The 11,500-nt window shown below is 62.3% G+C and carries 13 protein-coding genes; 9 read left to right on the top strand and 4 right to left on the bottom strand.

All coding sequences use genetic code 11. The annotated features are described in order from the left end of the window. Positions 1-182 (bottom strand): aldehyde dehydrogenase family protein (locus tag BC363_RS05195; RefSeq protein WP_141690221.1); only part of this gene is annotated, 182 nt, incomplete at its 3' end. A 271-nt stretch (positions 183-453) separates the two neighbouring features. On the opposite strand from BC363_RS05195, the gene BC363_RS05190 reads away from it, so the two are divergent. The 8 genes from BC363_RS05190 (at position 454) to BC363_RS05155 (ending at position 8,896) form a co-directional block, all read left to right on the top strand. Then, entirely contained in the window at positions 454-1,488 is a 1,035-nt protein-coding gene (locus BC363_RS05190; RefSeq protein ID WP_065785862.1) for an ABC transporter substrate-binding protein, read from the top strand. Positions 1,489-1,492: 4 nt separating this feature from the next. After that, complete coding sequence (locus BC363_RS05185; RefSeq protein ID WP_065785838.1) at positions 1,493-2,305, top strand: ABC transporter ATP-binding protein; 813 nt, start codon at positions 1,493-1,495, stop codon at positions 2,303-2,305. Further along, on the top strand, positions 2,305-3,141 hold the full coding sequence (locus tag BC363_RS05180; RefSeq protein WP_065785837.1) for an ABC transporter permease: 837 nt from the start codon (positions 2,305-2,307) through the stop codon (positions 3,139-3,141). The genes BC363_RS05185 and BC363_RS05180 overlap by 1 nt, the downstream gene beginning before the upstream one ends. Positions 3,142-3,253: 112 nt before the next feature. Then, entirely contained in the window at positions 3,254-4,609 is a 1,356-nt protein-coding gene (locus BC363_RS05175) for an FAD-dependent oxidoreductase (protein ID WP_202618539.1), read from the top strand. Beyond that, positions 4,606-5,763, top strand: a complete 1,158-nt coding sequence (locus tag BC363_RS05170; protein ID WP_065785835.1) for a CoA transferase — start codon at positions 4,606-4,608, stop codon at positions 5,761-5,763. Before BC363_RS05175 ends, BC363_RS05170 begins: the two co-directional genes overlap by 4 nt. After that, positions 5,760-6,533, top strand: a complete 774-nt coding sequence (locus BC363_RS05165; protein ID WP_065785834.1) for an enoyl-CoA hydratase-related protein — start codon at positions 5,760-5,762, stop codon at positions 6,531-6,533. Before BC363_RS05170 ends, BC363_RS05165 begins: the two co-directional genes overlap by 4 nt. A 45-nt stretch (positions 6,534-6,578) precedes the next feature. After that, positions 6,579-7,502 carry a LysR family transcriptional regulator gene (locus BC363_RS05160; RefSeq protein WP_065785833.1) on the top strand — a complete coding sequence of 308 codons (924 nt, stop codon included), beginning with the start codon at positions 6,579-6,581 and terminating at the stop codon, positions 7,500-7,502. Further along, entirely contained in the window at positions 7,499-8,896 is a 1,398-nt protein-coding gene (locus BC363_RS05155; RefSeq protein WP_065785832.1) for an amidohydrolase family protein, read from the top strand. Before BC363_RS05160 ends, BC363_RS05155 begins: the two co-directional genes overlap by 4 nt. Here the strand turns inward: BC363_RS05155 and BC363_RS05150 are convergent. Together BC363_RS05150 and fdxA are read right to left on the bottom strand one after the other, a co-directional pair. Continuing rightward, positions 8,881-9,768, bottom strand: coding sequence for a dihydrodipicolinate synthase family protein (locus tag BC363_RS05150; protein ID WP_065785831.1), 888 nt, complete (start codon positions 9,766-9,768; stop codon positions 8,881-8,883). The two genes, BC363_RS05155 and BC363_RS05150, sit on opposite strands and share 16 nt — an antisense overlap. A 26-nt stretch (positions 9,769-9,794) precedes the next feature. Continuing rightward, on the bottom strand, positions 9,795-10,133 hold the full coding sequence (gene fdxA / locus BC363_RS05145; RefSeq protein ID WP_065785830.1) for a ferredoxin: 339 nt from the start codon (positions 10,131-10,133) through the stop codon (positions 9,795-9,797). A 34-nt stretch (positions 10,134-10,167) separates the two neighbouring features. Here fdxA and BC363_RS35045 point away from each other — a divergent pair, with 34 nt between their 5' ends. Beyond that, the gene (locus BC363_RS35045; RefSeq protein WP_161952437.1) at positions 10,168-10,335 is read left to right on the top strand and encodes a hypothetical protein; all 168 of its coding nucleotides are present in this window, start codon (positions 10,168-10,170) and stop codon (positions 10,333-10,335) included. 131 nt (positions 10,336-10,466) lie between these two features. Here BC363_RS35045 and BC363_RS05135 read toward each other — a convergent pair whose 3' ends face one another. Then, positions 10,467-11,498, bottom strand: a complete 1,032-nt coding sequence (locus tag BC363_RS05135; RefSeq protein ID WP_065785828.1) for a 2Fe-2S iron-sulfur cluster-binding protein — start codon at positions 11,496-11,498, stop codon at positions 10,467-10,469. Positions 11,499-11,500: the final 2 nt, after the last annotated feature.

The following is an 11,500-nucleotide window of genomic DNA, read 5'->3' as shown; positions in this document are numbered from 1 at the left end:
TCGAGAATGCCGGAGCGCGACCAGGCCGGAAACGCTGCCTTGGCGGCGGCAATCGCCGCCTTGGCATCCTCGGCCGAGGCGCGGGCATAGTCCCCGATCACGTCGTTGGTGTCGGACGGGTTGATGTTGTGGACCACTTCGCTGCCGGTGATCCATTCCCCATCGATCAGGTTCCTGTGCATGATATCTGTCCTCCGCGGCGATGAGCGCTTGAAATCTGTATTGGCTTATCCGACGGGAGAGGGCGCGAACAAAGAACAATCTTTCGAGCCCACAATTGCCGAAACGGCAAACCTCGGCGAAACCTGGGCGTTGCCATATCGGCAATGCCAACCGCTAAAAATTGTGCTTTATGAGATGCCGAATTCCATCATCATCGGTCCCGGCGATGAGGCGGCATCTAACCCTGAGCAGCAAGATCTCATCGCTCCCATAACAAGCAAGGGGAACGATATGTCTCATTTCATCATGAACCGCCGGGGTTTCCTTTCAAATGCCGCTGCGATAGGTGCGATTGCCGCGACCCACAGCCTTGTCAATGTTTCGGTCGGCCGGGCTGCCGATCCCGCCACGATTCGAATGCAGCTCGGTTGGCTGCCCTCAAACGGGCTTCTCGGAGAACTCGTCGCTCGCAAGAAGGGCTACTACACCGAGAACGGTGTCGAGCTGGAAATCGTACCCGGCGGACCGAATGTCGACGGCGTCGCCGGCGTCGCGGTCGGCCAGTCGACGATCGGCCAGATTTCCTCCAGCCCGTCGGTCATGCTGGCCCGTTCGGCCGGCGCGCCGATCAAGGCATTCGCGGCCGGCTACCAGAAGCATCCCTTCGCCTATTTCTCCCGCAAGGCAAATCCCATCGCCAAGCCCGAGGACATGATCGGCAAGACAATCGCTGCGATCCCTACCTCGGTTATCCTTCTGCGCGCACTTCTCGCCAAGAACGGCATACGGGAAGACCAGGTCAAGATCGTCAACATGGGTTCGGACATGAACCAGCTGGTGACCGGTCAGGCCGATGCGGTCTGTGGCTGGCTCACCAATGTCAATGCCCTGAAGGTTCTGGGGGACGACCGGGTCGACCTGACGCTTTGGGACGGCGGCATCCGGCTCTATGCCAACGTCTATTATACGACGGACGATCAGCTGGAAAATCACGCCGACCATCTTGCAGCATTCGTATCAGGTGCGGCACGCGGATGGGGGTATGCGCGCGACCACCAGGAGGAGGCCGTCGACATCCTGCTCGAAGCCTATCCGAACCTCGACAAGGCAAGCGAACTCGAGGCAATCGGGCCGCTGATGAAGTTCGTATTCAACGACACCACCGCTGCCGTCGGCTGGGGCGGCATGGAGCGGGCGAACTGGGAGGAGCAGATCAAGACCTATGCGGACCTCGGCCAGTTCAAGGGCCCGGTCCCCAATGCGGACGATGTCTACACGATGGCAATCCTCGATGCCACGGCCGATGTCCGCAAGAGCGTAGGGTAAGGCGATGCTGGAAACGCTTAGCAGATCCAAGCAGGCGTCGGTCGGTGCCGCCAGTGGCTCGGCGGTATCAGTGACGAACCTTCATATTCGCTTCGGCGCGAATGATTCCAGCTTTACCGCACTCTCCGACGTTTCGGTCGAGATACCGGCCGGTTCGCTCGTAACCATGCTCGGCCCTTCCGGTTGCGGTAAGTCGACGTTGTTGCGAACGGTCGCTGACCTCGTGCATATCAGCGATGGGTCGGTATCCGTGCATGGACAGACGCCGCGCAAGGCACGCGAGGGCCGCGACTTCGCCTTCGTCTTCCAGGAAGCGACGTTGCTGCCATGGCGCAATGTGATCGACAACGTGCGCCTGCCGCTGCTGGTGGGAAAGCGCGAGGCAGGCGCGACCTACGCCGATCCGGAAGAATTGATCGCCCTCGTCGGACTGAAGGGGCGCGAAAAGGCGATGCCGCACGAACTGTCGGGCGGTCAGCGCCAGCGCGTGGCGATCGCCCGCGCGCTGGTCACCCGCCCCCGTATCCTGTTGATGGATGAACCGTTCGGAGCGCTCGACGAGATTACGCGCGACAAGCTGAATGAGGAATTGCTGCGCCTCTGGCAAGAAACAGGGACCACGATCCTGTTCGTTACGCATTCGATCCCGGAGGCAGTCTTTCTCGGTCAACACGTCCTGATGCTTGCGGCCCATCCCGGCCGCGTCAAGGAGTTCATGACGGTCGACCTGCCCTATCCGCGATCCCTTGTGATGCGCGACACGGTCGAGTTCATTCGCGTTACCGCCCACCTGCGCACACTTTTGGGAGAATGCTGATGGCAAATGTGCTTCCTTCGCAAGCGGAAGGCCGCGCTTTGGTAGACGGCAACAGGTTTAAGATGCTCGATGCCGCCGCTGGTGCAGCCCTGCGTCACCTGCCGGCCACGCTCGCGATCCTCGGCTGCATCCTGCTGTGGCAACTCGTTGTTTGGGGCTTTTCGGTGCCAACGTTCATGGCGCCCGGTCCGCTCGACGTGATCAAGGCGTTCGGCGAAAACGCCGGCGTACTGTGGGCGAATTTCTGGCCGACGTTGATGGAGGCAGTTCTCGGTTTCGTGTTCGGTAACGTCGTTGCCGTCCTGCTGGCGGTCTGGTTCGTCCACAGCCCGCTCGCCGAGCGAGCGTTCTATCCGATCGCCGTGATCATCAAGTCGATACCGATCATCGCGCTTGCGCCGATCCTGGTGTTGCTCGTCGGTAACGGCATTGCGCCGAAGATCATCATCGCGGGCCTGATCTGCTTCTTCCCGACGCTCGTCAACATGGTGCAGGGACTGAAGTCGGTGAGCCCGGTAATGCTCGATCTCATGCGCATCCTGTCCGCCAGCAACTCCGAGATTTTCTGGAAGGTTCGTCTCCCAAGCTCGCTGCCCTTTCTTTTCGCGGCGCTGAAGATCGCGGCAACCAGCAGCGTGATGGGTGCTATCGTCGCGGAGTGGATCGGATCCAGCTACGGCCTTGGCGCTCTGATCATCGAGGCGACCTATAATTTCCGCTCGCCGCTGCTTTATGCGACCGTGGTGATCGCCGCCTCGCTTGCCGTGGTTCTCTTCTTCGCCGTTTCGTTTGCGGAATCGAAGATCGTCCGCTGGAAGCCGACGACGGACCACTGACCCCCAAACACTCGCTGCCGGACCTGGATATTCAGGTCCGGCCAACCGACGAAGTCACTGGCTGTGAACTCCTTCACATTTCGCCGGATACTTCCCCTATGGAGGAACGATAATGGAAACAATCAGGGAACCTTCGCGCAACGCCAGGATCGTAGACCGCTCGGACGTGGTCGTCGTCGGCGGTGGCCCGGCAGGGATCTCCGCCGCCGTGTCGGCGGCGCGCACCGGGGCCAGCGTCACTCTTCTTGAGCGTTATCCCTATGTCGGCGGACTTGCCTCAGGCGGCATGGTTCTGGTGCTCGACGATATGGTCAATGGGGTTGAAATCACCGTGCGCGGCATCTGCATGGAGATGATCGAACGGATGAAGACGCTCGGTCTCTGCGTCACGCCGACGGATGGTGACCGCCAGCTCGACCTTCGCGATACGCCGGAGGCCTGGCGCCGGTGGGCACGCTGGGGGTTGTTCGATTTCCACACGCCGACCGCGCCGCATCCGATCTGCTACGCGGCCGCATTCGATCCCGATGCTTTCAAGCGCGTCGCCTATGACGTCCTGCGCGAATCCGGTGTGAAACTCAGGACGCACAGCTGGTTCTCGTCGGCGATCGTCGAGAACGGTGCGATCAAGGGCGTGGTCTGCCAGACGAAATCAGGCCGGGAGGCGATCATGGGTGACGTGGTGATCGACGCGTCGGGCGACCTCGACGTCGCCGCCGATGCCGGCGCTCAGCATACGGACGGCAACTTCATCCTGACCACGGTTTCCCGCTGGGGTGGTATCGACACCGACGCGGCCGAGCGGTTCGAATTCGAGGAACCGGAAAAGTTCAAGGCGCTCGATCATGAGGCCAAGCGCCTGATCGGCGGTTGCTGGTCGTTTTGGTGGCTGAAGACGCCGCTGCCGGGCATCATCTGGCTGAACTGCCCGCATATGCCGAAGCTCTCCGGTCTGAGCGTCGAGGACCTGACCTATGCGGAACTCGAGGGCCGCGCCCGTATCGCCCGCCTGCTCGAATTCGCTCGGGTGAACTTGCCGGGCTTCGAAAATGCCCATGTCATCGATTTCGCGCCACAGACGGGCGTGCGCCAGTCGCGACTGCTCCAGGGCGAGTATGTCGTCACCAAGGACGACGTGATGAACCGCCGTCACTTCGCCGATACGGTCTGCCGTGGCCGTGACTACTACACGCCCTACCGGGCCATGCTGCCGAAGGAGGTAGACCAGCTGATCGTCGCGGGCAGGCATTACTCTGCGACGATCCAGGCGCAGAAGTCGAGCCGCGAGATACCGCCGTGCATGGCGATGGGCGAGGCGGCCGGCGTCGCTGCCACCGTGGCGCTCAACGCCGGCGTGAAGGTGCGGGACGCCGATGTCAGGGCGATCCAGAAGCAGCTGCGGGCCCAGGGAGCCGATCCCGGGGACGTACCATCCGAAAACGCAACCTATCTGGAGGCTGCAGAATGACATCACTTCCCCTCGACGGTATCCGCGTCGTCGATTTCACCCAGGTCATGCTTGGTCCCTGCTGCACGCAAATGCTGGCCGACTATGGCGCAGAGGTCATCAAAGTCGAAAAGGCAAAGATCGGCGATCTCTCACGCTGGTCGCTCGGGTCGGACCCGGACGGCCTCAACAATCCGGTCTTCTCGTCGCTCAACCGCAACAAGAAGAGCCTGGCGCTCGACCTCAAGCAGGACGAGGCGCGGGCAGCGGTGCGCGCCCTGATCGACACGGCCGACGTGGTCGTCAACAATTTTCGTCCCGATGTCATGGAGCGCATGGGCTTCGGTTACGAGGAGCTTCGAAAGACCAATCCGCGGCTGATCTACGCCGTCGGTACCGGCTTCGGCCTGGAAGGCCCCTATCGGCATAAGGGTGGGCAGGACATTCTCGCGCAGGCGCTTTCGGGCGTCATGCGGCGAAAGTCGGACGCGAGCCACCCGCTGTCGATCTATGCGACGCCGCTTGCCGACTACTCCGCCGGCATGCACCTCGTGCAGGGCATCCTGCTTGCGTTGCTGCACCGAGAGAAGACCGGTGAAGGCCAGCAGGTCGCGGTCAGCCTCTACAGCTCCATGCTCGCCATGCAGATGCAGGAAGGCACCACGCATATGATGCGGGAGAAGGACCTGAACTGGGGTGCTTTCCCTCTGACGGGCGTGTTCGAGACCACGGACGGCGCGATCGTCATGGTCGGTGCCTTCAAGCAGAACCCGTTGCGGGATATTTGCACCGCTCTGGAGATCGAGGACCTGTCCCTGCAGCCGCAATTTGCCGACTTCGACGCTCAGATGCAGCGCCGCCCGGAATTGCAGCAGCTCTTTCGCGAGGCGTTCGCCAGGAACAGCAGTGCGCATTGGCTCGCCCGCCTGGAGCAGGTGGACATTCTCTGCGCGCCGGTGCGTTCGCTGCCCGAAGCCCTCGACGACGAGCAGACGGCGATCAACGGCATGATCCTGGACGCTGGCGAAACGAAAGCCGGTCCGGTGCGTCTGGTTGGCTCGCCGATCGACATGTCTGCGGCGTCTGTGACGGTGCGCATCGCCCCGCCGAAGCTCGGTGAGCATAACGACGAGATCCTCTCGGCGCTGGCCGTCCGCCAGGGAGATGCGGCATGAGCGTCGAATTTCTCGTAGAGGACCGCGTTGCCACCATCACGCTCAGCCGTCCGGAACGGATGAATGCGGTGGACGTGGCAACCGAACGCGAGCTCGAAGCGATCTGGGAAGAGATCGAAGCTCGCGACGACATCAGCTGTGTCGTCCTGACGGGCGCCGGCGAACGGGCTTTCTGCGCCGGAGCCGACCTGAAGGGGGCTGAGACAACCGGCCTCGAATATTGGAGCGAAAGCCGGCCGAACGGTTTTGGTGGGCTGGCCTTTCGCCGCTCGCTGGATGTTCCCGTCATCGCCAAGGTCAACGGTTATGCGCTCGGCGGCGGGTTCGAGATGGTGCTCGGCTGCGATATCGTCGTTGCCTCGACGACGGCGGCGTTCGGCCTGCCGGAGGCCCGTGTCGGACGCCTGCCGCTCGATGGCGGCATGGTCCTTCTGCAACGCAGGATCCCCCACAATCTTGCGATGGGCGTGCTGCTGACGGGCCGGAGGTTTTCCGCAGCCGAGATGCAAGGGTTTGGCATCGTCAACGAGGTGGCCGAACCGGAGGAACTCGACGCTGCCGTTGCGCGCTGGGTCAGTGAAATCGTCGCCTGTGCGCCGCTTTCGCTCCGGGCGATCAAGCAGACCGTCAATCGCACCGGGCATCTTTCGCCCGCCGAGGCTCAGGGCCTGCGAACGCCCGCGCTCGTCAAGGCGCTCAAAAGCGAGGACGCCCTGGAAGGTGTCAACGCTTTCCAACAGAAGCGTGCGCCCGTTTGGAGGGGACGGTGAGCGTGCTATAAGTCCGTGCCCAAGGGGAGGGAAGGTTCGAATTGCATGCACGCCAGCATCCTGAAATATTTTGTCTCGGTCGCGCGGTCCGGTTCCATTCGCAAGGCCTCCGAGGAGCTTCATGTGGCGTCCTCGGCGGTCAGCCGGCAAATCAAGAAACTGGAGGACGAGCTCGGCATCGCTTTGTTCGAGCGACTCTCGAATGGCTTGAGGCTGACCGTTGCCGGGGAGAACGTGCTGCGCCACGCCCGGGCCACGCTCGAGAATTTCGAGCTTCTGCGCAGTGACCTCGGCGCATTGCAGGGAAAGAAGACGGGCCGCGTGCAGATGTCCTGTCTCGACAGTCTGGCCATCCAGTTTTTGCCGGACATGGTCAACGCCTTCCACAGCATCCATCCCGGGGTGAGTTTCCATATCCACACGGCCGGTCACGGCAACATCAGTAGCCTGGTGGCCGAAGGCGACGTCGACATGGGGTTGACCTTCGATCTGGCCCGGCCGGACGACACGGAGATGCTCTTTCGCGTACCGATGCCACTGATGGCTTTCGTCGGGCGTGGGCACCCCCTGGCCAGACAGCGGCAGGTCTCGCTCGCCGAGTGCGCCCAGTACGATCTTCTGCTGCAACTCGACACGCAACCTATCCGTTCGCTCATCGAAATCGAACTGTCCGTCTTCGAGCGGACCGGACGACCTTTTGTGTCGTCGAACAGTCAGATGATGCTCAAGCCGTTCATCATCTCCGGCCAGGGCGTGGCCTTCTTCACGCCGATCGGTTTCCTCGCGGAGATCAAGGCGGGTGACCTCGTCGCCATACCGCTTTCCGGGTCGCGTCTTCAAAACCTGCACGTCGGAATTCTCGTGCAGCGCCGTCGCCAGCGCACGCACGCGGCCGAGGCCGTCATCGAGTTCGTCGGCGCGGAATTGCTGAGGTTCAGCGACCAGATCATGGAGGCAATCCGTCCATGAACGCAGAACCGATCCCGGGGCGACTGCTCTCGCGTCCCGGTCATGAGGCTGCACGGCGCGAGACAAACCTCCTGCGTCGTTTGCCCGATGGTGTCTCACCGGCAACGATCCCGGCCAATGCCCTCCTCATGCCGCCGCCCGTCAACGCTCATGACCACGGCTACGGCATCCGCACGCTCGATTTCGGCAACATCGACGATGCCCTGGAAGTTTGGATCCCGGGCCTCCGGCTCAGACCGCGGACCGACCCTTACCTGGAAGCGCTCGTGGCGTTCTCTCGGCTGGCGCAAACGGGCGTCGGTGCGACCATGCATTGCCACAACTCGTTGAATATCGACAGGCTGGTGGAAGAGGCTGGCGCCGTGATGCGCGCCGCTCGTGACGTGGGCATAAGGCTTGCGCTCTCCTGTCCGCTGCTTGACTACGACCCCTGGGCCTATGATGGCGGGCCGCAGCGACTGCGGCCGTTTCTCGCCACGGCAGACTGGGACGAGCTCAGTGCCTCGATCCCGAAATATGCGCCGCCACCGGTTCAGATTTCGGCGGCCGACGCGGTCGCCGCCGCAAACAACAGCCCGCTGATCGACGTCCAATACGGCCCGATCGGGCCGCAGTGGTGTTCCAACACGTTGCTCGAAAGCATCGCAGAAGCCTCTGCGGCAACGGGCCGGCGCATCCATATGCATCTGCTTGAAAGCCCAAGGCAGAGGCAGTGGCTGGACCGGCGCTTCCCGCAAGGGGTCGTGCGATATCTCGACGATATCGGTTTCCTCTCGTCTCGCCTCGCGGTTGCCCACGGCGTCCAGCTGCGGCCGGATGAGCTGGAGCTGCTGGCTGCGCGCGGTGTGCAGCTCGTTTCCAATCCGTCGGCAAATTTGCGCCTGCGTTCCGGCGTGGCGCCGGTCGCCGCCATTTCGGAAAGCGGGCCGGCTTTCGCCTTCGGTCTCGACGGGACAGGGTTCGACGACGATCAGGATCTCTGGCGGGAACTGCGCCTTGCGCATCTGCTGCATGGCGGCCAAGATATGGCGCGGACCTTTACGGCGGCACAGGTGTTCGACGCGGCGATCCATGTCGGCGCCAAGGTCGTGAATGCGGCGGTGAACGAAGATCTGGTGCTCATCGACTACGGCGCGTTGATCGCCGACAGTCTGACGGACGATCTGGACGAGGCGGAGGTTCTGCTCACCCGGATGATTGCGGCCCACGCGAAGGGTCTCTACGTCGGCGGACAGGAGATTGTGCGCGATGGAAGGCTGACCCGGGTCGACTACGAAGGCGCCCGCGCCGAACTCCTGCAGCAGGCACGCGCCGACCTTCCCAGGTTGACCGGCGAGCGTGAGCGCGTGACCAAGCTCGCCGCTGCGACACGGGCCTTTTACTCCGGCTGGTGAACCTGAGCTGCGAGAAGGTCAAGTGACGATCGATGCGCTGCGGCAAGCAGCGGCTGCGGCGGCGCGGCATTGTACCAGACCGGATTTCCTGACCTCTTTGCGACCAGGTATTTGACGGCTGGGATCAGCGGGTTGGCGGAAATCGCCTGACGCAACCGGAGCACGCGATCCTGCAAAGGAGCATCGGCCTGGTCTTTCCAGAGCCTGGCCGACAGGACCGGAGCGACATTGACCGTCGCGGAAATCGTGCCGGCGTAGTTGTCTGCGCCGGCAGCGGCGAGTGTCGCCTCGTTGCTGGGGAAGACGGCGAAGTTCGGTATCTCGGCCAGCTGACGGGTATAGTCGAGCTCGCCTGAGCTGTCCTTGGCGCCCTTGATGCGGTCCGGAAACGCTTCGGCAAGCCTCGCGGCAAAGGCCGGGCTGAAGGTGATGCCGGTCATCTGCGGAAAATTGTAGAGATAGATCGGGATCGGGCTTTTCGCGGTGCCTTGGACGAGCCGCGCAAACCAGGCGAAAAGCCCGTCGTCCAAAGCTGGCTTATAGTAATAGGGTGGCAAGACCAGCGCTGCCGTATAGCCGAGGCGATCGGCAAGTGTCGTCAGGGCGATCGTCGTCTCGAGATCCGGCGTTCCCGTGCCGACCATCAGCCTTTTCGTATCCAGCGCCTCGGCGGCGGCAACCATGACGGCACGGCGCTGCTCGAAGGAAAGCGAGTTGGCTTCGCCGGTCGTCCCAAGCACATTCAGGCCATCACAGCCATTGTTCAGGCACCAGCTGGCATGTTCGACAAAGGCTGCGGTATCGATCCGGCCCTTATCGTCGAACGGCGTCGGCACGGCGGCAACGACGCCACCGAATTCTGTCACAGACATGTCTCGTTCCTGTTGCTGAAGTGTTGCTAGGCTACGGTTGCTGCTTTCTCGAAGGCGGCAACGAACGGGTGGTCCAGCGCTGTGGAGCATCCCTTGCTCCAACCGCCCGGCGATCCCATTCCAGTGACGTCGGAGCCGAAGAACTCTTTGTTGACGGCGATGAAACGGCGCTGGCTGTCAGGGATTTCTTGGTCCCAGACAATGGCGTCGACAGGACAGATCGACAGACAAAGGCCGCAATTTATGCATTCTTCGGGGTGGATGTAGAAGGTACGACCACCTTCGTAGATGCAGTCCACGGGGCAGGCCGCGGTGCAGTCGCCGTCCTTCACGTCGATGCAGGGCTCTGTAATGACATAGGCCATGTTGCTTGCCTCTGAGGAGTTGCTTGCAAGACCAATGTTTCAGAGTTTCTCCTGGCGAAGAAGCATAGATATTCGCAACAGCGGTTGCCAAAAAGGCAACGTTTGGCGGCTGGCGGCGTTCTGCCGCAATCAGCTCAAAGTCTCGTTGGCGCGTGACGACATCATCGACATTGCCCGGTCGCTGGCCGGGGCGGGCAGGTGAGGGAGTCCCGGATCTGCTATGGCGATCGATCGCACGCAAAGCGATGCCCGCCACGAAGATGTTCGCGGCGGGCCGTTTTCATTGGAGGCGTCGTGCGACGGTGCCTTATTGGCGGATCGCTGGTTGCGGCGTCACTCACCTGTAACCGGCACGGGCCGCTCTTCGGCGGTGAAGAACACGTCGGCGTGCATGTCTTCCTTACGCAATCCGCGCGCAAAAGTCGTATCCATCGCCGCATCGACCATCGGTGGCGGGCCGGCCACATACGCTTTCCAGCCGTCCAAGTCCGAAAGGTCCTTTCCTACGGCCTGGGTCACGAAACCGGTGCGATACTGCCCGGACTGCGCTTCCGACAGCACCGGGACGAAGGTGAGATTAGGATGCCGTTTAGCGAGCGCCTGAAAGTGCTCGACCAGATAGAGGTCGCGTTCGCCCCGGACACCGAAGTAGACATGGATCGGTTGCTTCACGCCGTGGGCGAGAGCGGTTTCGACAATTGCCTTGATTGGTGCCAGCCCAGAGCCGCCTGCGATGCACAGGATCGGGCCGGAATGGTGCTGGCGCAGGTAGGAGGACCCTAGTGGAAATTCGAGCGTTGCCTTGTCGCCGGACTTCAGCCTGCTGTGCACATGCTGCGATGTGACGCCCCCCGGAACGCGGCGAATGTGGAACTCAAGGCCGTCATCGCCATCCCGATTGGCCATGGAGTAGCTGCGGGCAGGCGCTCCATCAAAGCTGAGCTGCGCATATTGCCCCGCGGCAAACCGCAAACAGGGCCCGTCCTCCATCGTAATCCGGACGAACTTGATGTCGTGGGTGAGGTCATCGAGATTGGTCACGATGCCCTTAAGCCGTCGCGGTGGCTGGACGGCATCGTTGTCGTCGCTGCCAAGCCATGCCACGGCCGTACTCGTTATGGGAAGCGCCCGGCATGCGAGGATCAGGCCATCGGCTTTCTCTTCATCGGTAAGCGCGAAGCGCGAATGCTGGAGCTGTTCCACCTCCCCCTCGACCAGCCGAGACTTGCAGGAGCCGCAGCGCCCGGACTTGCAGCCATGAGGGTAAGGAATTCCGGCAGCGAGTGCCGCGTCGAGGATGGTCTGCCCGACCTGGACCTCAAGGCTCGTCCGGGCCGGCCGGATGTCGACGAGTTTGGCTGTCATAT

Origin of the sequence: Ensifer sp. LC384 (assembly GCF_001695865.1) — a bacterium.
Taxonomy (GTDB): Bacteria; Pseudomonadota; Alphaproteobacteria; order Rhizobiales; family Rhizobiaceae; genus Ensifer.
Note: the sequence above shows the minus strand (reverse complement) of the source record. Positions and strands in the feature narration are given on the sequence as shown.

Bases quoted from the DNA above. Each gene is read 5' to 3' on its own strand.
- BC363_RS05190 (WP_065785862.1), top strand. From the start codon at position 454: ATGTCTCATTTCATCATGAACCGCCGGGGTTTCCTTTCAAATGCCGCT.
- BC363_RS05185 (WP_065785838.1), top strand. From the start codon at position 1,493: ATGCTGGAAACGCTTAGCAGATCCAAGCAGGCGTCGGTCGGTGCCGCC.
- BC363_RS05180 (WP_065785837.1), top strand. From the start codon at position 2,305: ATGGCAAATGTGCTTCCTTCGCAAGCGGAAGGCCGCGCTTTGGTAGAC.
- BC363_RS05175 (WP_202618539.1), top strand. From the start codon at position 3,254: ATGGAAACAATCAGGGAACCTTCGCGCAACGCCAGGATCGTAGACCGC.
- BC363_RS05170 (WP_065785835.1), top strand. From the start codon at position 4,606: ATGACATCACTTCCCCTCGACGGTATCCGCGTCGTCGATTTCACCCAG.
- BC363_RS05165 (WP_065785834.1), top strand. From the start codon at position 5,760: ATGAGCGTCGAATTTCTCGTAGAGGACCGCGTTGCCACCATCACGCTC.
- BC363_RS05160 (WP_065785833.1), top strand. From the start codon at position 6,579: ATGCACGCCAGCATCCTGAAATATTTTGTCTCGGTCGCGCGGTCCGGT.
- BC363_RS05155 (WP_065785832.1), top strand. From the start codon at position 7,499: ATGAACGCAGAACCGATCCCGGGGCGACTGCTCTCGCGTCCCGGTCAT.
- BC363_RS05150 (WP_065785831.1), bottom strand. From the start codon at position 9,768: ATGTCTGTGACAGAATTCGGTGGCGTCGTTGCCGCCGTGCCGACGCCG.
- fdxA (WP_065785830.1), bottom strand. From the start codon at position 10,133: ATGGCCTATGTCATTACAGAGCCCTGCATCGACGTGAAGGACGGCGAC.
- BC363_RS35045 (WP_161952437.1), top strand. From the start codon at position 10,168: ATGTTTCAGAGTTTCTCCTGGCGAAGAAGCATAGATATTCGCAACAGC.
- BC363_RS05135 (WP_065785828.1), bottom strand. From the start codon at position 11,498: ATGACAGCCAAACTCGTCGACATCCGGCCGGCCCGGACGAGCCTTGAG.